General features: G+C 71.6%; 19 protein-coding genes and 1 pseudogene. 14 read left to right on the top strand and 6 right to left on the bottom strand.

Features of this window, described 5'->3' with window-relative positions; all coding sequences use genetic code 11:
* Nucleotides 1-71: 71 nt before the first annotated feature.
* Complete coding sequence (locus tag ACFUPX_RS36755; protein WP_383332701.1) at nt 72-1,313, top strand: alpha/beta hydrolase; 1,242 nt, start codon at nt 72-74, stop codon at nt 1,311-1,313.
* Complete coding sequence (locus tag ACFUPX_RS36760; protein WP_383332703.1) at nt 1,310-2,539, top strand: acyltransferase; 1,230 nt, start codon at nt 1,310-1,312, stop codon at nt 2,537-2,539. Before ACFUPX_RS36755 ends, ACFUPX_RS36760 begins: the two co-directional genes overlap by 4 nt.
* 205 nt (nt 2,540-2,744) lie before the next feature.
* Here ACFUPX_RS36760 and ACFUPX_RS36765 read toward each other — a convergent pair whose 3' ends face one another.
* Nucleotides 2,745-3,686, bottom strand: a complete 942-nt coding sequence (locus tag ACFUPX_RS36765; protein ID WP_383332745.1) for an aldo/keto reductase — start codon at nt 3,684-3,686, stop codon at nt 2,745-2,747.
* A gap of 227 nt (nt 3,687-3,913) precedes the next feature.
* Nucleotides 3,914-4,345 (bottom strand): annotated as a pseudogene (locus tag ACFUPX_RS36770) (MerR family transcriptional regulator); the annotation flags it as partial.
* A 276-nt stretch (nt 4,346-4,621) separates the two neighbouring features.
* On the opposite strand from ACFUPX_RS36770, the gene ACFUPX_RS36775 reads away from it, so the two are divergent.
* Both ACFUPX_RS36775 and ACFUPX_RS36780 read left to right on the top strand, forming a co-directional pair.
* Complete coding sequence (locus ACFUPX_RS36775) at nt 4,622-5,110, top strand: GNAT family N-acetyltransferase (protein WP_383332705.1); 489 nt, start codon at nt 4,622-4,624, stop codon at nt 5,108-5,110.
* Nucleotides 5,111-5,129: 19 nt separating this feature from the next.
* On the top strand, nt 5,130-5,945 hold the full coding sequence (locus ACFUPX_RS36780) for a serine hydrolase domain-containing protein (RefSeq protein WP_383332707.1): 816 nt from the start codon (nt 5,130-5,132) through the stop codon (nt 5,943-5,945).
* A 197-nt stretch (nt 5,946-6,142) separates the two neighbouring features.
* Here ACFUPX_RS36780 and ACFUPX_RS36785 read toward each other — a convergent pair whose 3' ends face one another.
* Complete coding sequence (locus ACFUPX_RS36785) at nt 6,143-6,808, bottom strand: pirin family protein (protein WP_383332709.1); 666 nt, start codon at nt 6,806-6,808, stop codon at nt 6,143-6,145.
* Nucleotides 6,809-6,993: 185 nt separating this feature from the next.
* Between ACFUPX_RS36785 and fasR the strand changes: the two genes are divergently transcribed.
* The 5 genes from fasR (at nt 6,994) to fabF (ending at nt 11,899) form a co-directional block, all read left to right on the top strand.
* Nucleotides 6,994-8,133: a fatty acid biosynthesis transcriptional regulator FasR gene (gene fasR, locus ACFUPX_RS36790; RefSeq protein WP_249593052.1), complete on the top strand. Its 1,140-nt coding sequence runs from the start codon at nt 6,994-6,996 to the stop codon at nt 8,131-8,133.
* 89 nt (nt 8,134-8,222) lie between these two features.
* Complete coding sequence (locus ACFUPX_RS36795) at nt 8,223-9,170, top strand: ACP S-malonyltransferase (RefSeq protein ID WP_383332711.1); 948 nt, start codon at nt 8,223-8,225, stop codon at nt 9,168-9,170.
* Between the two features lie 17 nt (nt 9,171-9,187).
* The gene (locus ACFUPX_RS36800; protein WP_383332713.1) at nt 9,188-10,219 is read left to right on the top strand and encodes a ketoacyl-ACP synthase III; all 1,032 of its coding nucleotides are present in this window, start codon (nt 9,188-9,190) and stop codon (nt 10,217-10,219) included.
* Between the two features lie 97 nt (nt 10,220-10,316).
* Nucleotides 10,317-10,565, top strand: a complete 249-nt coding sequence (locus tag ACFUPX_RS36805; RefSeq protein ID WP_160504853.1) for an acyl carrier protein — start codon at nt 10,317-10,319, stop codon at nt 10,563-10,565.
* 71 nt (nt 10,566-10,636) lie between these two features.
* Nucleotides 10,637-11,899 (top strand): beta-ketoacyl-ACP synthase II, encoded by a 1,263-nt coding sequence (fabF, locus tag ACFUPX_RS36810; protein ID WP_383332715.1) that lies wholly within the window; start codon nt 10,637-10,639, stop codon nt 11,897-11,899.
* 102 nt (nt 11,900-12,001) lie between these two features.
* Here the strand turns inward: fabF and ACFUPX_RS36815 are convergent, their stop codons facing one another.
* On the bottom strand, nt 12,002-12,496 hold the full coding sequence (locus tag ACFUPX_RS36815; protein WP_344521149.1) for a DUF3145 domain-containing protein: 495 nt from the start codon (nt 12,494-12,496) through the stop codon (nt 12,002-12,004).
* A gap of 293 nt (nt 12,497-12,789) precedes the next feature.
* On the opposite strand from ACFUPX_RS36815, the gene ACFUPX_RS36820 reads away from it, so the two are divergent.
* Both ACFUPX_RS36820 and ACFUPX_RS36825 read left to right on the top strand, forming a co-directional pair.
* Nucleotides 12,790-13,701 carry an SGNH/GDSL hydrolase family protein gene (locus tag ACFUPX_RS36820; protein WP_383332718.1) on the top strand — a complete coding sequence of 304 codons (912 nt, stop codon included), beginning with the start codon at nt 12,790-12,792 and terminating at the stop codon, nt 13,699-13,701.
* 31 nt (nt 13,702-13,732) lie between these two features.
* Nucleotides 13,733-14,719: an aldose epimerase family protein gene (locus ACFUPX_RS36825; RefSeq protein ID WP_383332720.1), complete on the top strand. Its 987-nt coding sequence runs from the start codon at nt 13,733-13,735 to the stop codon at nt 14,717-14,719.
* Nucleotides 14,720-14,732: 13 nt separating this feature from the next.
* Here the strand turns inward: ACFUPX_RS36825 and ACFUPX_RS36830 are convergent, their stop codons facing one another.
* Nucleotides 14,733-17,186, bottom strand: coding sequence for a glycoside hydrolase family 3 protein (locus tag ACFUPX_RS36830; RefSeq protein WP_383332721.1), 2,454 nt, complete (start codon nt 17,184-17,186; stop codon nt 14,733-14,735).
* Between the two features lie 172 nt (nt 17,187-17,358).
* Between ACFUPX_RS36830 and ACFUPX_RS36835 the strand changes: the two genes are divergently transcribed.
* Nucleotides 17,359-17,994, top strand: a complete 636-nt coding sequence (locus ACFUPX_RS36835; RefSeq protein WP_383332723.1) for a TetR/AcrR family transcriptional regulator — start codon at nt 17,359-17,361, stop codon at nt 17,992-17,994.
* A gap of 170 nt (nt 17,995-18,164) precedes the next feature.
* On the opposite strand, the gene ACFUPX_RS36840 is transcribed toward ACFUPX_RS36835, so the two are convergent.
* Nucleotides 18,165-18,989: an NAD(P)-dependent oxidoreductase gene (locus ACFUPX_RS36840; protein ID WP_383332725.1), complete on the bottom strand. Its 825-nt coding sequence runs from the start codon at nt 18,987-18,989 to the stop codon at nt 18,165-18,167.
* 58 nt (nt 18,990-19,047) lie between these two features.
* Between ACFUPX_RS36840 and ACFUPX_RS36845 the strand changes: the two genes are divergently transcribed.
* Together ACFUPX_RS36845 and ACFUPX_RS36850 are read left to right on the top strand one after the other, a co-directional pair.
* The gene (locus ACFUPX_RS36845; protein WP_383332727.1) at nt 19,048-20,049 is read left to right on the top strand and encodes a LysR family transcriptional regulator; all 1,002 of its coding nucleotides are present in this window, start codon (nt 19,048-19,050) and stop codon (nt 20,047-20,049) included.
* Between the two features lie 81 nt (nt 20,050-20,130).
* Entirely contained in the window at nt 20,131-21,018 is an 888-nt protein-coding gene (locus tag ACFUPX_RS36850) for an aminoglycoside phosphotransferase family protein (RefSeq protein ID WP_383332729.1), read from the top strand.

Raw genomic sequence — 21,018 nt, forward strand, 5'->3', positions numbered from 1 at the left:
CCAGGCACCGTCTCCCTACTTTTCCCCTCGTCACGCCAGAGCGTGCGACGAGATGGGGAGGGAGACGGGCCATGTGGCTTCGTTCTTGGAAAGCCCGCGGGAGCTGGAAGACCCGCAGCAAGCGGACGCTGATCGCCGCGGCACTCACGACAACGATCGTGGCGGGTACGGCCGGTTGGACCGTGGGCAATGAACAGCAGCCGGTCACCGGCCCACCACCGGGCACACAGGCCTGGCGCGCGGACCATACGTGGGGGGTGCGGCTGCCTGATCCGGCAGCCGCGTCCCCCGCCCGAGTCGCCGCGTTCTTCGACTCGTTGAGCGAGGCGCAGCAGCACAGGCTGGGCGCGCGGCACCCCTCGGTCGTCGGCAATCTGGACGGCGCCCCGACCGCCCTGCGGTTCGAGGCCAACGCCCGCTCCCTGAAGGCCGAGCGCGCCCGCGAGCGGGCCCGCGAGACCGATCCGGATCTCACCCCGCAGGACCACGAGCGGGCCCGGTCTCTCGTCACGCGTTACGAAGAGCTCCTCAGACCCGGTCGGCGGATACTCGCCTTCGACCCGCGCGGCCGAGGGCAGGTGGCCGAGGTGTACGGGGACTTGGCGAGCGCCAAGCACGTTTCCGTCGTCGTGCCGGGCTCCGACATAGACCTGAGCACCTTCGACCGCTCGAACGACGAGTACGGCACTCCGGCCGGGATGGCACGCTCCCTGCACGCCTCGGCGGGCAACGACACGGCGGTGGTGGCCTGGGTCGGGTACACCACTCCGGTAGGCCTCGGCCCCGATGCCGCCACGGGACGGCTCGCGGAGGCCGGCGCGCCCCGGCTCGCGCGGTTCGTGCGGGGCCTGACGGCCTCCGGCGCCTCGCGCCCCGCGGCGTTCTGCCACAGCTACGGCTCGGTGGTGTGCGGCCTGGCCGCTCCACGCCTGGCGGCGTCCGACCTGGTGGTGCTCGGCTCCCCCGGCATGCGTGCGGACAGCGTGGCCGATCTGCACACCTCCGCCCGCGTCTGGGCGGCCAAGGACGACAGCGACTGGATCGGTGACGTGCCGAACGTCGAGCTGTTCGGCCTCGGCCATGGCAAGGACCCGGCAGACCCGGGGTTCGGCGCCCGACGGGTTCCCGCGGAGCGAGCCGAGGGCCACACCGGCTACTTCGCCCCGGGGACGGATTCCCTCCGGGCCTTCGCCGCCATCGCGAGGACCACTGCCCCCGGCACACCGGACAACAGCACCAGCACGAGCACCGGCATCCGCACCGGCACCAGCGCGGCTGCCGCCGACACCCGCCCCATCGGAGAGCGGCCATGAGCCTCAACCCACTGACCACCCTGCGCAAGACCGCGTCGGCGATCAACGCCAAGACACCCGCACATCGCGACCGAGCGATAGACGGGTTGCGTGCGCTCGCACTGCTCGCCGTGCCGACCGGGCACTGGCTGCTCGGCGGATTCACTCTCGACGCGGGCGGCGCGCTGCACAATGCCAGCCCTCTGGCCGCGTTCGGATTCTTCGCGCCGCTCAGCTGGGTGCTGCAGATGCTCGGCATCTTCTTCCTGGTCGGCGGCTATGCCTCGGTCCTCTCGTATCGCCGGGCGGCGGCACGCGGCGAGTCGACGCGGCGGTGGCTTCGCGGGCGGGTGATGCGCCTCGGCCGCCCGGTCCTCGGGGTGACGGCGGTCTGGGCCGCGCTGATTCCCGTGCTGTACGCGATGGGGGTGCCGGGCACGACGCTGCGCACGGCGTCCACGCTGGTCATACAGCCACTGTGGTTCGTCGGGATCTATGCGGTGATCACCGCACTCACCCCCTGGTGCATCAGGGCTGCCGAGCGGCTCGGGGCCTGGGCCGCGGCGCCGCTGCTCGGCTCGGTCGCGGTAGTCGACTTCCTGCGCTACGGCCCGTTCGGAGACGCCATGCCGTCCTGGCTGAGCCTGCTGAATCTGCTGCCCGGGTGGATGTTCGCCTATCAACTGGGGGTCAGCTGGGGCGAGAAGAAGCTGGGCAGGCGCGGTGCGTGGCTGCTGCTCGTCGGAGGGACAGCGCTCTTCGCCGCACTGTTGCTCGTCCTGCACTATCCGGCGTCGATGGTCGGCGTCCCGGGTGAGGCCCGGACGAATTCGCATCCCCCGTCGCTGCTGGTCCTGGCGTTGGCCGCCGCGCAGAGCGGTGCGGCGATCCTGTTGCGCGAGCGGATCGGCAAGTTGCTGCGCAGGCCCGCCCTGTGGGCACCGGTCGTCGTGATCAACCTGTCGGCGATGACCATCCTGTGCTGGCACCAGACGGCGATGCTCGCGGCGGCCGTGCCCGGGTCGTTCATCGGCGGCACGGTGCCAGGGCTGACGGCGGGCCCGGACACCTGGGGCTGGATAGCCGCCCGAGCCGCCTGGCTTCCGGTGTTCGGGGCGCTCCTGCTGCTGATAGGCCGCCACACCCGCGGCTTCGAGACGCCGTGGAAGCGGGCCACGCACGCGCGCCGGGCGATAGCCGGGCTCCTGGCGGCCGGGTTCGCGATCTTCGCTCTGGGCCTAGCGTGAACCGCTCGCGGCCCGCCTGGAGCTTCCGTGAGCTACTCGGGCCCAGTCCGGGGCTTGCGTGAGCTACTCGCGCCCGCCTAGAGGCTGAGGCTTGCGTGAGCTACTCACGGCTCGCCTGGAGCTTGCGGGAGTGGGAGCTACTCAGGCCCCGCCTGGCGCTTGCGGGAGTGGGAGCTACTCAGGCCCCGCCTGGCGCTTGCGGGAGTTACTCGCGGCCCGCCGAAGTGAAGGTCATGTCGGCGTAGCGGTCGCCGGCGACCTGGGCGGCGATGGGGTTCAGCAGGGCGAGTTCGGAGGAGGTGAGTTCGAGGCGGGTGGCCGCGGTGTTCTCCTCGACCCGGGTGCGCTTGCGGGTGCCGGGGATGGGGACGACGGCGAGGCCGTGGGCCTGGGCCTGCTGTTGGACCCAGGCGAGGGCAACCTGGCCGAGGCTCGCTCCGTGGGCGTCGGCGATGGTGCGGACGGGTTCGAGGAGAGCCGCGTTGGCGGAGGCGTTGTCGCCGGTGAAGCGGGGCTGCTGGCGGCGGAAGTCGTCCTGGCCGAGCTCCTTGTCGGCGCTGACGAACGAGCCGGTGAGGAAGCCGCGGCCGAGCGGGGAGTACGGGACGAGGCCGACGCCGAGTTCGGCGGCGACGGGGACCACGCCCTGCTCGATGTCACGGCTGAAGAGCGACCACTCCGACTGGAGGGCGGCGATGGGGTGGACGGCGTGGGCGGCGCGGAGTTCGGGGCCGGTGACCTCGCTGAGGCCGAGGTGCTTGACCTTGCCGGCGGCGACCAGTTCGGCCATCACGCCGACCGTTTCCTCGATCGGCACCCGGGGGTCGCGGCGGTGCATGTAGTAGACGTCGATGACGTCCACGCCCAGGCGTTGGAGGCTGGCGTCGACGCAGGAGCGGATGTACGCGGGGTCGTTGTTGATGATCCGCTTGGTCGAGTCGTTCGGGTCGATGGCCAGGGCGAACTTGGTGGCCAGGACGACCTCGTCACGGTGTGCCTTGAGGAAGGGAGAGAGGAACTTCTCGTTCTCACCGGCGGCGTAGGCGTCGGCGGTGTCGTAGAAGGTGACGCCCAGTTCGAGGGCTCGCTCCAGGGTCGCGCGGGCCTCCCCGGCATCGGTGGGGCCGTAGGCGAAGCTCATGCCCATGCAGCCGAGTCCCTGGACACCTACCTCCGGGCCGCCCGTCCCGAGCTGCACCTTCGCGATCGGGCCGGAAGCCACGCGGGCGGCGCCAGTGGTACCGGCCGTGGTGCCGGCGGCGCCAGTGGTACCGGCCGTGGTGCCGGCGGCGTCGGCGGTACCGGCCGTGGTGTCGGCGGTGCCGGTCGTCGCGGCCGTCTCGGGGGGCTTGGGCGTCTGTGCGGTCATCTGTTTCAGAGCCTCTCGGACGCCGGGCGGGCGTCAGCGTAAAAGTTGATCTTGTAGTCGAGTACGGCGAGCGTGTCCTGGAGCTCCGATATGCGGGTGCGGACGTCGCGGCGGGTCTGTTCGAGGAGTTCGTGGCGCTCGGTGAAGGTGTGTTCGCCTTCGCGCACCAACTCTGCGTAACGGACCATGTCCGCCACGGGCATACCGGTCAGACGGAGCTTGCCGACGAAGGTGAGCCAGTCCAGATCGCGGTTGCGGTAGCGCCGCTGGCCGGTGTGGGAGCGGTCGATGTGCGGCATCAGGCCGATCCGCTCGTACCAGCGCAGGGTGTGCGCCGTCAGGCCGATGAAGGCGACGACCTCGCTGATCGTGTAGTGGTCCTGGCCGCTCGGGCGGGGGTGCCCCGTGGGGGCCGAGGCGCAGGCGTCCGCCTTGGTGTCGACGCTGACGACGCTGACGGCGCTGTCGGGGCCGTCAGGGCCGTCGGTGCTCTCGACGGCATCGACGGCGTCGGCGGTGGCTGGGGTCGGTTCGGTCACGCCCTGTGCGCGGCGCAGTGTGCGGGTGGTCTCGGTCTCCATCACCGTCATGACCACCACGCTAGAACCTTGGAGTGCGCTCTAAGCAAGCAGAACCGGGAGGAATTATGTGACGGGTGCAACCCCTGGGAAAATCGGGGGACGCCGCTTCGTGTGGTGACTACGGTGCCGATCATGAGTGTTGTACGTCGCGCCACGCCGGATGATGTCGAGGAACTGATCAGGCTGCGGCAGGTGATGATCGACTCGGTGTTCGCCACCGTCCCGGGGGCCGCCGCCGAGTCCGACACCGGCTGGCATGCCGAGTCCCTTCCTGTCCTGCGGGGCAAACTGGCCGATCCGGAGGGTGATTTCGCCGCCTTCGTCGTCGACCGGCCCGGGCAGCCCGGGAAGCTCGCGGCGCTGGTGGTGGGGACCCTGGAGTACCGCATCGGGCGGTCGGGCAATCCGCGGGGCGTCACCGGCTGTGTGTTCAGCGTCGCCACCGACACGGATCAGCGGCGGCGCGGGTATGCGCGGGCCTGTATGGAGGTGCTTCTCGACTGGTTCCGGGAGCGGGGTGCGGGGAGCGTGGATCTCAATGCGTCGGCGGAGGCGGAGCCGTTGTACGCCTCGCTCGGCTTCGTGCGCAAGCCCGACCCCTCGATGCGGTTGAGCCTCTAGGGCGCTTAGGCTCGTACGCATGCAGAGCCTGGCGTTGATCGAGAACTGGCCGGTCCCCACCGCTGCCGCCGCCGTCGTCCGCGCGGACGGCACGGTCGTCGGGACGCACGGGCCCACGGAGCACCGATTCGCACTCGCTTCGGTCACCAAGCCGCTGGCGGCGTACGCGGTGCTCGTGGCGTACGAAGAGGGGGCCGTCGAGCTCGATGAGCCCGCCGGGCCCGAGGGGTCGACCGTGCGGCATCTGCTGGCGCACACCAGCGGGCTCGCGTTCGACGAGCATCGGGTGATGTCGCCCGCCGGGACGCGGCGGCTGTACTCGAACGCGGGGTTCGAGGTGCTCGGGGATCATGTGGCCAAGGCGACGGACATTCCCTTCGCGGAGTATCTGCGGCAGGCGGTCCTGGAGCCGTTGGGGATGGGGTCCACCTTGCTCGACGGGGGTGCGTCGCCCGCCAAGGACGGGGTCTCCACCGTTGATGACCTGGTGAAGTTCGCCGCCGAGGTGCAGGCGCCGCGGTTGCTCGATCCGCGGACGGTGGCCGAGGCCATGTCCGTGGTGCAGCCGGGGCTGAAGGGTGTGCTTCCCGGGTACGGGCATCAGAGTCCCAACGACTGGGGGCTCGGGTTCGAGATCCGGGACTCCAAGTCGCCGCATTGGACGGGCAGTTCGTCTTCGCCCCGGACGTTCGGGCACTTCGGGCAGGCCGGGACGTTCCTCTGGGTCGATCCCGACGCGGGGGCGGCGTGTGTCGCTCTGGCGGATCGGGCGTTCGGGCCATGGGCCGTCGAGGCGTGGCCCCCGTTCACCGATGCGGTTCTTGCTGAGCTCTGAGATCTGAGCTCTGAGCTCTGAGCTCTGAGCTCTGAGCAGCACCCCGCATCCAGCACCCGGTACACCGCACCCCGCACCCCGCACCCAGCCCCCCGTAGCCGCAAGAAGCGTTTCCGCAGCCCGGCGGGGGCGGGGTGCCGCCGCTGTGCCCACCCGTGCCGCCCCAGCGGCACGACTGCCCACGGCGAAGGGCGCCCTCAGCCCCCGGACATCTCCCACACCAGCAGCTCCGCCGAACCCCTCTCCCCAGCCACCGCCTCCAAGCCCTCCGCGGCCGTGATCCGGACCGCGTCTCCCCCGCTCAACTCCTCGCCGCCCAGCCGCACTTCACCGCGTACCACGTGGACGTACGCGAAGGGCGCGTCCGGGATCGCGGTGCGTTCGCCGGCGGCGAGTCTGCGCACATGCAGGAGCGCGCCCGCCGCCGGGACCGCGTACGGAGTCGAGTCCGCGATGCCGTGGACCACCTCGTAGGCGGGTTCGCCGCCAGGGGCCAGCGGAGAGAGCCACATCTGGACGAAGACCAAGGGGGCCTCGCCGTCGTTGCGTTCCACATGGCGGACGCCGCCGGCCGCGCTCAGGTGCTGGACGTCCCCGGGGCGCACGAGCGACGCGTGCCCGGCCGAGTCGCGGTGGGTCAGCTCGCCCTCCACCACCCAGGTCACGATCTCGGTGTGGCTGTGCGGGTGTTCGTCGAAGCCCGCGCCGGGTGCGAGACGCTCTTCGTTGCAGGCCAGGACCGCGCCGAAGCGGAGGTTGTCCGGGTCGTAGTACGACCCGAAGGAGAAGGCGTGGAAGGTCTCGATACCGGCACCGGGCTCCCCGCCGCGGTACCGATCGCCGGAGCGCCGTACATCAATCACACACCCCACGTTAGACCCGGCACCGCACGTCCCCGTCCCGATAAGGCAGTCTTGTCCCCGTGCCCGAACCCTCTGCGAACGAAGCCCGCCCGGACGCCCATGAGGCGGCCCACGAGGAAGCCGCGCGCCACGAGGAGGCCGCCCGTCAGGACGCGCACCGCAAGGCCCACGCGCACTCGGCCACGCTGAAGCGCCTGGAGCAGTCGGCCGGCAGCCTCGCGGCGCAAGCCATCGCGCGCATGGACGAGACCCTGTCCTGGTACCGGGCGATGCCTCCGGAGAACCGCTCCTGGATCGGTCTGGTGGCGCAGGCAGGCATCGCCGCCTTCACCGAGTGGTTCCGTCATCCCGACGCCCCCCAGGCCATCTCCACCGACGTCTTCGGCACCGCCCCCCGCGAGCTGACCAGGGCGATCACCCTGCGCCAGACCGTCGAGATGGTGCGTACGACGATCGAGGTGATGGAGTCCGCGGTCGACGAGATCGCGGCCCCTGGAGACGAGTCCATCCTGCGCGAGGCGCTCCTCGTCTACGCCCGTGAGATCGCCTTCGCCACCGCGCAGGTCTACGCGCAGGCCGCCGAGGCACGCGGTGCCTGGGACGCCCGCCTCGAATCGCTGGTCGTCAACGCCGTGCTCTCCGGTGAGGCCGACGAGGGCGCGGTCAGCAGGGCCGCCGCGCTCGGCTGGAACTCGCCCGAGCACGTCTGCGTCGTCCTCGGCACCGCGCCCGACGGCGACAGCGAGCTCACCGTCGAAGCCATCCGCCGCGCCGCGCGGCACGCCAAGCTGCAGGTCCTGACCGGTGTGCTCGGCGACCGCCTGGTCGTCATCGCGGGCGGCAGCGACAATCCGCTCCAGGTCGCCAAGGGCCTGATCGGCCCGTACGCGGCCGGACCCGTCGTCGCCGGGCCCATCGTCCCCGACCTGCTCGCCGCCACCCGGTCCGCGCAGGCCGCGGCCGCCGGGCTGAAGGCGTGCGCCGCCTGGCAGGACGCCCCGCGCCCCGTCCTGGCGGACGATCTCCTGCCGGAGCGCGCGATCGCGAGCGATCCCGCCGCGCGCGACCAGTTGGTGGAGGAGATCTACAGACCACTGGAGGAAGCGGGCTCCGCACTCCTGGAGACGCTCAGCGTCTATCTGGAACAGGCCAGCAGTCTCGAAGGCGCCGCCCGGATGCTCTTCGTGCACCCCAACACCGTGCGCTACCGGCTGCGACGTGTGACTGACGTCACCGGCTGGTCGCCGTCGGACGTACGATCCGCATTCACGCTGCGGATCGCGCTGATCCTGGGGCGTCTGGCCGACGGTGATCTCCAACCGTAGGATTTTGTCGGGCCCCTACAATTCCCCCAGCGGTTCTTCGTCCCTGTCCCCACGGGCGGCACGTACCGTCCACAAGAGAGAGTGTGAGAGTGCTCGTACTCGTCGCTCCCGGCCAAGGCGCTCAGACGCCCGGCTTCCTGACTCCCTGGCTCGATCTCCCCGGCGCGGCCGACCGCCTCGGCGCGTGGTCGGACGCCATCGGGCTCGACCTTGCCCACTACGGCACGCAGGCCGACGCGGACGCGATCCGCGACACCGCGGTGGCCCAGCCGCTCCTGGTGGCCGCGGGTCTGCTCGCCGCCGCGGCACTCGGTGACGCCCTGGCCGCGAACAAGCCCGGCGCGGTAGCGGGGCACAGCGTCGGCGAGATCACCGCCGCCGCGTACGCCGGTGTGCTCAGCGACGACGCGGCGCTCCGTCTCGTGCGCACGCGGGGTCTGGCCATGGCCGACGCCGCGGCGATCACGGAGACCGGCATGGCGGCGCTGCTGGGCGGCGACCCCGAGGTCACCCTCCCGCACCTGGAGAAGCTCGGCCTGACGCCGGCGAACGTGAACGGCGCGGGCCAGATCGTCGCCGCGGGCACCGCGGAGCAGATCGCGGCCCTCGTCGAGGACAAGCCCGAGGGCGTCCGCCGCGTCGTACCGTTGAAGGTGGCGGGCGCGTTCCACACGCACCACATGGCCCCCGCGGTCGCCACGCTCGAAGAGGCCGCCAAGGCCCTCGACCCGGCCGACCCGAAGCTGACGTACGTCTCGAACCGCGACGGCCAGGCCGTGACGAGCGGCTCGGACGTCGTGGCCCGCCTGGTCGGCCAGGTGGCCAACCCGGTGCGCTGGGACCTGTGCATGGACACGTTCAAGGATCTGGGCGCCACGGCGCTGGTCGAGCTGTGCCCCGGCGGCACGCTGACCGGTCTCGCCAAGCGCGCTCTGCCCGGCGTGCGGACGGTTGCCCTGAAGACGCCCGACGACCTCGACGCCGCATCTGCGCTCATCGCCGACACCGCACCCGCCGCCGACGCGGCGGGTGCCTGAGAAGGAGCCAGGAGAGCATGTCGAAGATCAAGCCCAGTAAGGGCGCCCCGTACGCGCGCATCATGGGTGTCGGCGGCTACCGCCCGACCCGTGTCGTGCCCAACGAGGTGATCCTCGAGACGATCGACTCGTCCGACGAGTGGATCCGCTCCCGCTCCGGCATCGCGACCCGCCACTGGGCCTCCGACGAGGAGACCGTGGCCGCGATGTCCGTCGAGGCGTCCGGCAAGGCGATCGCCGACGCGGGCATCACCCCGGAGCAGATCGGCGCGGTCGTCGTCTCGACCGTCTCGCACTTCAAGCAGACCCCTGCCATCGCGACCGAGATCGCGGACAAGATCGGCGCGGGCAAGCCCGCCGCGTTCGACATCTCCGCGGGCTGCGCGGGCTTCGGCTACGGCCTGACGCTCGCCAAGGGCATGATCGTCGAGGGCAGCGCGGAGTACGTGCTGGTCATCGGCGTCGAGCGGCTGAGCGATCTCACCGACCTGGAGGACCGCGCGACGGCCTTCCTGTTCGGTGACGGCGCGGGCGCCGTGATCGTCGGCCCGTCGCAGGAGCCGGAGATCGGTCCCACGGTCTGGGGCAGCGAGGGCGACAAGTCCGAGACGATCAAGCAGACCGTGGCGTGGAACGACCTCCACGTCGGCGACGTCTCGAAGCTGCCCCTCGACCGCGAGGGCAACATCAAGTTCCCTGCGATCACGCAGGAGGGCCAGGCGGTCTTCCGCTGGGCCGTGTTCGAGATGGCGAAGGTCGCCCAGCAGGCGCTGGACGCGGCCGGGATCACCGCGGACGACCTGGATGTCTTCATTCCGCATCAGGCCAACGAGCGGATCATCGACTCGATGGTGAAGACTCTGAAACTGCCGGAACACGTCACGGTCGCCCGTGACGTGCGCACCACCGGCAACACGTCGGCAGCCTCGATTCCGCTCGCGATGGAGCGGCTTCTGGCGACCGGCGAGGCGAAGAGCGGCGACACCGCGCTCGTCATCGGCTTCGGGGCGGGTCTCGTGTACGCCGCCACGGTCGTTACCCTCCCCTAGGCATCACGTCCGGGTCATCCGATCCGTACGGCTGTAACCAACCTGCCGCTGCCGCGGCGGGCGCCACACCCTCTGGACACATAGAAGGAGCGCCAACATGGCCGCCACTCAGGAAGAGATCGTCGCCGGTCTCGCCGAGATCGTGAACGAGATCGCCGGCATCCCGGTCGAGGACGTCCAGCTGGACAAGTCCTTCACCGACGACCTGGACGTCGACTCGCTGTCCATGGTCGAAGTCGTCGTCGCCGCCGAAGAGCGCTTCGACGTCAAGATCCCGGACGACGACGTCAAGAACCTCAAGACGGTCGGCGACGCGACCAGCTACATCCTCAAGCACCAGGCCTGATCAAGGCTGCTCTGCTGTCGCCACCCGGCGGTGGCGCCGCTGATCCCCTCAACACCGTGGAGAATTTTCCTGTGAACCCGACCAATCGCACCGTGGTCGTCACCGGTATCGGCGCAACCACACCGCTGGGTGGCGACGCAGCCTCGACCTGGGAAGGTCTGCTCGCGGGCCGTTCCGGCGTCAGTCTTCTCGAACAGGACTGGGCGGCCGAGCTGCCGGTCCGCATCGCGGGCCAGATCGCGGTCGAGCCGGGCGAGGTCATTCCTCGTCCGCAGGCCCGCAAGCTGGACCGCTCGGCGCAGTTCGCGCTGATCGCGGCCAAGGAAGCCTGGGCCGACGCGGGGTACACCGCGAAGGCGGGCGAGGACACGTCCGTGGACCCCGACCGCCTCGGCGCGGTCATCGCCTCCGGCATCGGCGGCGTGACCACCCTGCTCGACCAGTACGACGTGCTCAAGGAGAAGGGCGTACGCCGCGTCTCCCCGCACACCGTGCCGATGCTGATGCCCAACTCCCCGGCGGCCAACGTCGGCATCGAGCTGGGCGCCCACGCGGGTGTGCACACCCCCGTTTCGGCGTGCGCATCGGGCGCCGAGGCCATCGGCTACGCCATCGAGATGATCCGCACCGGCCGCGCCGACGTCGTCGTCGCGGGTGGCACGGAGGCGGCGATCCACCCGCTGCCGATCGTCGCGTTCGGCAACATGATGGCGATGTCCAAGAACAACGACGACCCGGCGGGCGCCTCGCGCCCCTACGACGCCGACCGCAACGGCTTCGTGCTCGGCGAGGGCGCCGGCGTGATCGTCCTCGAGTCCGAGGAGCACGCCAGGGCCCGCGGCGCGGAGATCTACGCGGAGGCCGTCGGCCAGGGCATCTCGGCCGACGCCCACCACATCACGCAGCCCGAGCCGTCCGGCAACGGCATCGCGGCGGCGCTGCAGAACCTCATCGACGGCACGGACCTCAAGCCCGCCGAGATCGTGTACGTGAACGCGCACGCGACCTCGACGCCGCAGGGCGATGTCGCCGAGATCAAGGCGCTGCGCAAGGCCTTCGGCCACGACGTCGACCACATGGCGATCTCCAGCACGAAGTCGATGACCGGTCACCTGCTCGGTGGCGCGGGCGGCGTGGAGACCGTGGCCACGGTCCTCGCGCTGAAGAACCGCATCGCCCCGCCGACGATCAACATCGAGAACCTCGACCCCGAGGTCGACGCGGACGTCATCCGCGACGAGCCCCGCGCCCTGCCCGAGGGCAGGATCGCGGCGCTGAACGACTCGTTCGGCTTCGGCGGCCACAACGTGGTGCTCGCGTTCAGGACCATCTGAGTTCAGGACCGTCCGAGCACTCGGCTGTACATGACGAAGGGCCCCCACCGCAGGGTGGGGGCCCTTCGCCGTATCCGGCCCGAGCGTCGGACGACCGAGGTGTCAGACGACCTGGTGCAGCCACCGCACCGGCGCGCCCTCGCCCGCGTACCGGAAAGGCTCCAGCTCGTCGTCCCAGGGCTTGCCGAGCAGCTTGGCCAGCTCGGCCTCCAGGTTGCTCTCGCCGCGCTGAGAGCGGGCCAGGGCGGCCCGCAGGCGGTCCTCCGGGATCAGGATGTCGCCGTGGATGCCGGTGACCGCGTGGAAGATACCGAGCTCGGGTGTGGCGCTGTAGCGCTCGCCCTCGGCCGTGGGACACGGCTCCGACGTGACCTCGAAGCGCAGCAGCTGCCAGCCGCGCAGGGCGGAGGCGAGTTTGGACGCGGTGCCCACCGACCCGCGCCAGGAGAACTCCGATCTCCAGCTGCCGGGCGCCGCGGGCTGTCTGATCCAGTCGAGGTTGACGCGCGCGCCGAGTACGCCCGCGACTGCCCATTCGACGTGCGGACACAGCGCGCGCGGTGCGGAGTGCACGTACAGAACTCCACGTGTCGTCACCGGGACCTCCAGTGTGGGTCGAGGTTCGCCTTCCCCAGCGGCCTCGCGCCCGTGCCGAGCGTTGCGGCCCCGAAATCGGGAAACTCCCGAAAACGGGACAGATGTGACGTGATGTAATTTAGCGGAACCGAAAGCGCAGGGTGCCACTGGGTGGCGAGGCTACCGTGCGGCGGAACAAGGAGTGTGACGTACCGTCGGTCCCAAGGCCAGGAATCGCCCACCATTCACTCGCAGGGGCGCCGAAACGGCGCGGTCGGCCTACGGCGGGCCACGGCAACAGAGGGGACCTGGGGATGCAGAACCGAAGGCATCGTCCGCGCGCCGCCGTCGCCATCGCGACGGCGGCTCTTCTCGGCGCCACCGCGCTCACCGCGTGCGACGCCTCCGGCGGCGACTCCCCAGCGCCCAAGGGACCGTCGGCGCACGACAAGCCGTCCCCCAAGCCCACCCCGACCTGGAATACGGATCCGGACTCCCTGGCGGCCGTCGGCGACTCCATCACCCGCGGCTTCGACGCCTGCTCGGTGCTCGCCGACTGCCCCGAGGCGTCCTGGGCGACCGGCACCGACTCCGAGGTGCGCAGCCTGGCGACGCGCCTGCTCGGCGAGGAGCGGGCCGCCACGCACAGCTGGAACTACGCGAAGACCGGCGCCCGCATGACGGATCTGCCCGGCCAGGTCGAGCAGGCCGCCGCCGAACGACCCGAGCTGATCACGGTGATGGCGGGCGCGAACGACGCCTGCCGCCCCTCGGCGGATTCCATGACCCCGGTCGCCGAGTTCCGCGCCGACTTCGAGAAGGCGATGCGCACGCTGCGAAGCGAGCTTCCCAAGACGCAGGTGTACGTGACCTCCGTGCCGGATCTGAAGCGGCTCTGGTCCCAGGGGCGCACCAACGCGCTCGGCAAGCAGATCTGGAAGCTGGGCATCTGCGCCTCGATGCTGGCGGACCCCGACGCGCGGGACGCGGCGGCCACGCAGCGGCGGGCCACCGTGCAGAACCGCGTGGTCGCGTACAACGACGTGCTGAAGGACGTGTGCGCGAAGAACCTGCGCTGCCGGTACGACGGCGGGGCGGTCTTCGACTACCGCTTCGACGGCGACCAGTTGAGCCACTGGGACTGGTTCCACCCCAGCAAGAACGGCCAGTCACGGCTCGCGGAGCTGGCCTACCGGCAGGTGAAGGCGAAGGATCCCAAGGCCTGAGGCCCTTGCCGTCCGGCGTAGGGTCGCGATCATGCGCAGTGAACTCTTCGGGACGCTTCCCGACGGCACGCCCGTCCATCGCTGGACCCTGGAAAGGGGCGGGGTGCGGGTACGCGTCCTGACGTACGGCGGGATCATCCAGTCGGCGGAAGTTCCGGACCGCTCGGGCCGGCGCGGGCCGGTGGCCCTCGGCTTCGACGACCTTCAGGGCTACCTCGATCATCCCGGGCCGTACTTCGGGGCGCTGGTGGGCCGGTACGCGAACCGGATCGCGGGCGGCGGGTTCACGCTCGACGGCACGGCGTACCGCCTGGCGCGGAACAACGAGCCGAACGCGCTGCACGGCGGTGCGGCCGGTTTCGACAAGCGCGTGTGGGAGGCGGCGGAGGTCGGGCACGGGGTGCGGCTCTCGCGGGTGAGCCCGGACGGCGAGGAGGGCTATCCCGGGCGGCTCACGGTGACGGTGACCTACACGCTGGACGAGGCGGGCGCGCTGCGGATCGCGTACGAGGCGACGACCGACGCCCCGACGGTCGTGAACCTCACCAACCACACGTACTGGAACCTCGCGGGGGCCGGGAGCGGCAGCGCGGGCGGGCACGAGCTGCGGATCGACGCGGCACGCCTCACTCCGACGGACGGGACGCAGATTCCCACCGGGGCGTACGAGGACGTCGAGGGGACGCGCTTCGACTTCCGGGACGCGCGGAAGGTCGGCGCCGGGATCGACCACAACTACGTGCTGGACAAGGGGCTCACCGCGCGGCCCGTCGAGGTGGCGGAGCTGAGCGATCCCGCGTCCGGGCGGGTGCTGAGCGTCGCCACGACGGAGCCCGGCCTCCAGCTGTACACGGCGGACCACTTCGAGGAGCCGCTGCCCTTCGGCCCCGGGGACGGGATCGCCCTGGAGACGCAGCACTTCCCCGACTCCCCCAACCAGCCGCGGTTCCCTGGCACGGTACTGCGGCCGGGTGGGGTGTACGCGTCACAGACGGTGTACGGCTTCTCGGTGCGTTAGCGGCCGGCCGGCGTCACACGGCGATCGTCTCGCTCAGCCTGCGGTCGGCCAGGGAGCGGCCCACCTGGATCTCGTACGAACCACCTTGGTGCGCCCAGGCGTTGGCGCTCTCGTCCCAGATCTCGAAGGCCCGGCGCGGGAGTTCGATCCGCACCTCCGCGCGCTCGCCGGGGGCGGCCTGCACGCCCGCGAAGCCCGCGAGCCAGCGGGCCGGGCGGTCGCCGTCGTTCGCGGCAGGGGCGAGGTAGACCTGGACGACCTCGCGGCCCGCGCGCGGACCGGAGTTGCGTACGCGGACCGTGGCCGTCGTGCCCTCCACGACGAGGGATTCGTACGTCCAGTCGGTGTAGCCGAGGCCGTGGCCGAAGGCGTAGGCAGGGGTGGCGCCTGCCTTCTCCCAGGCGCGGTAGCCGATGAAAACGCCCTCGGTGTAAGCCAGTTCGCCCTCGGTCGGGGTGACCCGGGTGACCGGCGCGTCGGCGAAGGCGCCCCAGGTCGTCGGCAGGCGTCCGCCCGGCTCCTGCGCGCCGAGCAGCACGTCGGCGAGCGCGGCGCCGCCCTCCTGGCCCGGGAACCAGCCGACCAGCACCGCCGCGACGTCCTCGCGCCACGGAAGCTCCACCGGGGAGCCGGAGTTGACGACCACGACCGTGCGGGGGTTGACCGCGGCCACGGCCCGCACCAGCTCGTCCTGGCGGCCCGGGAGCCGCAGGTCCTGGCGGTCGAAGCCCTCGGACTCGACGCGCTCGGTGGTGGCGACGACCACGACCGCCGTGTCCGCGCCCCGCGCCGCCACGACGGCCTCCGCGATCAGCTCGTCGGGGTCGCGCCGCGGGCCGAGATGCACGAAGGAGAACACGACGCCGGGCAGCGGGGCCTCGTACGCCTTGTCGAGCGGGTGCAGCAGGGAGACCTCGACGCTCTCGCCCGCCGTCAGGTTCACCTTGGCGCGCTCGACCGGTGAGCCGAAGAACGCCTCGAAGGGGTCGGAGCCGGCGCCCATCACCTCGGACCCGTCGAAGACGACGTCGCCGCCGACGGAGAGCGTGAAGGCTCCAAGGCCGCGGGTGCCGAAGGAGTGCTCGCCGCTCTCGCGCGGCGTGAAGGTGCCGACGACCTCGATGGAGGCCATCGTCTCGTGCGTGACGCCGTCCGGCAGGTCGTCGCCGATCCACTGGACCTGGCCGGAGGGGAGGTTGCCCACGCCCAGGACTTCGCCGTCGGCGTCTCGGCAGACGGCGCGCAGCTCGAACCCCTTGTCGGCGGGGGCGAGTTCGTCGCTGGGGTCGGCGCCGACGGCGTACGTCAGGGCGTTCTCGTCGAGCGCGGCCGTCAGACCGTCCAGCGGGGAGATCACGCGCGCCGGGAAGACGGTGGCGGAGCCGCCGCCCAGGACGCGGGCGTCGCGCGCGGCGGCGCCGATGAGGGCGACGGAGGCGGGCGGGCGCAGCGGCAGGGTGTCGTTCTCGTTGCGCACGAGGACGAAGGCGCGGCGGGCGACCTCGCGGGCGAGCGCCTCGCCGTCGATCTCGGCGGGCACGTCGGTGACCACGGGCCGCGCGCCGTCGAGGATGCCGACGCGGGCGGCCAGACGCAGGACGCCCCGCACGGCGTCGTCGACCACCGACTCCTTGACCTGGCCTTCGCGCACGGCATCGGCGAGCGCCTTGCCGTACACGGTCCGCGGTCCCGGCATGGCGACGTCGAGGCCGCCCTCGATGGTGCCGGTGGTGGAGCGGGCGGCCATCCAGTCGGAGACGTTGCAGCCGTCGAAGCCCCACTCGCCGCGCAGGACCTCGTTCACCAGGTAGCGGTGTTCGGTCATCGTCGAGCCGTTGACCCGGTTGTACGCGGTCATGATGCCCCAGGGGTGGGCGTTGGCGACGATCGCTTCGAACGGGGCGAGGTAGAGCTCGCGCAGGGCGCGGGCGCCCACCTTGTTGTCGACGGTGAACCGGTCCGTCTCGGCGTCGTTGGCGACGAAGTGCTTGACGGTGGTGCCGACGCCGCCGGACTGCACGCCCTGGACGTAGCCGGTGCCGATGACGCCGGTCAGATACGGGTCCTCGCTGTACGCCTCGAAGTGCCGGCCGCCCAGCGGTGAGCGGTGCAGGTTGACGGTGGGCGCGAGGAGGACGTGGACGCCCTTGCGGCGGGCCTCCTGGGCGAGGAGGGCGCCCGCGCGGCGGGCGAGGTCCTGGTCCCAGGTGGCGGCGAGGGCGGTCGGGGACGGCAGGGCGATGGAGGGGTCGTCGGCGGTCCAGCGGGTGCCGCGCACGCCGATCGGGCCGTCCGACATCACGAGGGGCGCGAGGCCGATCTCGGGCAGCGGGTGCAGCGACCACATGTCACGCCCGCCGAGCAGCCGGGCCTTGGCGTCCAGATCCAGCGCGGCGAGCGCGGCCTCCACGGCCGTCTCGCGCGCCTGGTCGGCCTGCGTGGCTCCGGGGCCCTGGGTTCCCGCCATGGCGGTACCTCCTCGTTGAAGTCCGTTCCGTACGTTCCCGTTCCGTACGGTCCCTCCATCCTGCCTCGCTTACCTGTAGGTCGGTAGTTTTCGTAACCTGGACGTTATATTTATGGCGGCATGACGTACGGTCGTCCCGCGAGCAGAACCGAGAACGTGAAGGGCAGACACGATGGCGCCCAAGGCCAGGACCACGGCCAAGGCCACGACGAAGACCACGACCAGGGCACGAAGTGAGGAGCGGCGTGCGGAGATCCTGCGGGCCGCCCTGGAAGTGATCGCCGAGCGCGGCTACCGCGGCGCGAGCCTGGGCGCCGTCGCCGAGCGGGTCGGCCTGACCCAGCAGGGGCTGCTGCACTACTTCCCCACGAAGGACGCGCTCCTGGTCGCCGTCCTTGAGGCCCGCGACCAGTGGGACGCCGTACCGACGAAGGAGATCCGCCTCGACCTGCTCGGCTCGCTCGTCGAGTACAACACCATGCGCCCCGGCATCATCCAGACCTTCTCCGCGCTGCTCGGCGAGAGCGTCACGGACGGGCACCCGGCGCGGGAGTACTTCACCGAGCGGTACGGATCGGTGCGGGAGAAGTTCGCGGCGGTCCTGCGCGTGGAGTACGGGGACCGCCTCCCCGGCGGCCTCACCCCGGAGGCGGCGGCCCCGCTGCTCGTCGCCGTGATGGACGGGCTCCAGTACCAGTGGCTCCTGGACCCCGATTCGGTGGACATGGTGGGGGCGTTCAGGGATTTCCTGGGGCTGCTCGGGGACGGCGGCGCCGACACCAACGGGGGCAGCGGCAGCGGCGAGTGATCAGGCGGCCGGGACCGCCGCCACGACGTCGATCTCGATGAGCGCATCGGGCGGACAGCGTCTCGAAGATTCCGCGGCTCTGGGCTGCGATGCCCTCGCCCTCGGCGATCTGCCCCGAGAGGTACAACAGGGCGCCTCCGTCGTCGAGTACTGCTCCTCCTGTGTCGCGGTCACGGTGTCCGGGTGTTGCGGGAACGGATGTGGGCGACCGCGCGGGCGATGTCCTCGTGGGCGACCTCCGGATCGGCGGCGGCTGCCTTGTAGTGGGCCAATACCGCTTCCATGGCGGGCAGTTGGGTGACCTCCGTCGCGAGCGCCACGTCCTTCACCGCGAGGTCGCTGCCGAAGTGCACTCCCGTGGCGAAGGCCCGGCCCACCGCGCCTCCGAGCGGGCCTCCGGCGAGCGCGCCCTTGGCCGTCTCCTCGTCGAGGCCCAGCGCGTCCGCCAGCTTCATCGCCTCGGCCACGAGGGCCACGCCCCCGATGACGGCGGTGTTGACGACGAGCTTCAGCGCGGCCCCCGAGCCGAGCGGGCCCGTACGGGTCACCGGGCCGAAGCGGGCGAGGACCTGTGCGACCCCGTCCGCGTCACCGCCCGCGAGGATGCCGAGCCGCCCCGACGCGGCCTTGTCCGTGCTCCCCATGACGGGCGCGTCGACGAGGGTCACGCTCTTAGGCACCCTCGCCCCCAACTCCCGTACGACATCGGGCCCGACGGTCGACATCTCCACCCAGTGGGCGCCCGGCCGCAGCCGCGGCACGATGGCGTCGGCGACGGCGCGCACCGCTTCGGGCCCCGCCAGCATGGTGATGACGACGTCGGCGTCCCGCACGGCATCCGCGGGGTCGGCGGCGAGCCGGGCCCCGGCCTCCACCAGTGGCTCGGCCTTCTCGGCGGTCCGGTTCCAGACGGTCAACGGGTGCCCTGCCGACAGGAGTTGGCGGGCCATCGGCTCGCCCATGTGCCCCAGTCCAAGAAACGCGATCTTCTGCATGCGTCAGACGCTAGGCCCGGCCACACGATGCGACAAGCGAATGTCTAGCATGCCTGCCATGCCCACCTCGCATACCGCACGGATGGCCCAGGACACGCGGATCCAGGCCACGCGGATCCAGGACGCCCGCACCCAGGCCCCACCGCCCGACCTCTCCACCGTCTGGCTCCGCGTCTTCCTGGAGGTCGCGCGGCACGGCTCCTTCACCGTGGCCGCACGGGGGCTCGGCTGGACGCAGTCCGCCGTCTCGCGTCAGATCAACTCGCTCGAGGCCGCCCTCGGTGGCGCACCGCTCTTCGACCGGCTGCCACGGGGCGTCCGCCTGACCGCACACGGCCGTACGCTCCTGCCGCACGCCGAGGAGACGATGACCCGACTCCGCGCCATGCAGGGTGAGTTGGCCGCCCTGCGCGGCGTGACGGGCGGGACCCTGCGCTTCGGGGCGTTCGCGACGGCCGACGCGGCCCTGGTGCCACGGGCCATCGCGGCGTTCCGCCTCCGGCACCCCGGCGTGACGCTCACCCGCGAGGAGGGTCTGACACCCGGGCTGCTCGCCCGCCTCGGGGACGGAGCCCTCGACCTCGCGATCGTCTCCTCGACGGGCGGGGCGCTGAGCGGCGACATGGCCGCGTACGACCTGCATCACCTCCTGGACGAGGGGCTGTACGTGGCGCTCCATCCCGCCCACCCGCTGGCGGGCCACGCCTCCGTGCGCCTGCCCCAACTCGCCTACGAGGACTGGATATCCGGCAGCGCGCACGCCGAGGGGACCCTCCTGGAGGAGGCGCACCGGCACGGCTTCCGTCCGCGGGTCGCCCATGTCGTCGCCGAGTGGACCGCCAAGCAGGGCTATGTGGCCGCCGGGCTCGGGGTCGCCCTCGTGCCCGCGCTGGCCGCCGAGTCCGTCCGCCCGGACCTCACCCTGGTTCCGGTGCGCGACGAGGACGCCCCACGCCGTGCCGTGTACGCGGCGACCGCGCGGGGCAGGTCGGCTCCCCCGGCGGTGGAGCCGTTCCTGGAGGCGCTCCGGGGCACGCGCGCCGGCCCCCGATTGAGTTGACCCGCCGCTCCCGGCCCGCTTCGATCAACGTCGGCCCCCGCTTCCCCGCCGCCCCGGAAGGCCCGCATGTCCCCTGCCAAGATGCACGCCGACGAAGCCGACATCGACACGCCCCTCGTACGCCGGCTGCTCGCCGCGCAGTTCCCCGGCTGGGCGGACCTCGCCGTCGAGCCCGTCGAGTCGAACGGCACCGTCAACGCCATCTACCGCCTCGGCGACGACATGGCCGTCCGGCTGCCGCGTATCGAGGGGGGTGTCGAGGACGTACGGCGCGAGATGCTTCTTCTGCCGCGGCTCGCGCCCTCGCTGCCGCTGGCCGTTCCGGCGCCGCTGGGGGAGGGCGAGCCCGGCGAGGGGTTCCCCTGGCCCTGGTACGTCTACCGGTGGCTGGAGGGGGCGAATCCGGTTGTCGGCGCCGTGGACGAACCCGGCCTGTTCGCCGCCGACCTGGCGGAGTTCGTCCTGGCTTTGCAGCGCATCGACACCGCCGACGCCCCTGCCGCGTACCGCAGCGGGCCCCTCGCGTCCCGTGACCCCGAAACCCGCGAGGCCATCGCGCAACTTCACGGCGTCATCGACACCGGTGCCGCCACCGCCGCCTGGGAGGCCGCCCTGCGCGCGCCCCGGTGGGACGGGCCGCCCGTCTGGGTCCACGCCGATCTGCAGCCGGGGAATCTGCTCACCGCCGACGGGCGCCTCAGCGCGGTCATCGACTTCGGGTGCATGGGGCACGGCGAACCCGCCGTCGACCTGATCACCGCGTGGAGCCTGCTGGCGGCGGACGCGCGCAAGAGCTTCCGCGCCGCCCTGGGCGTCGATGACGCGACCTGGGCGCGAGGACGCGGCTGGGCGCTTTCGATCGCGCTCATCGAGCTGCCGTACTACCGGACGCGGAACCCCACGATCACGAGGATCGCGCGCCACGTGATCGGTGAGGTTCTGGCGGATCACGCCGCCGTGGATCACTAG

The organism is Streptomyces sp. NPDC057302 (assembly GCF_042667685.1).
Lineage (GTDB): Bacteria > Actinomycetota > Actinomycetes > Streptomycetales > Streptomycetaceae > Streptomyces.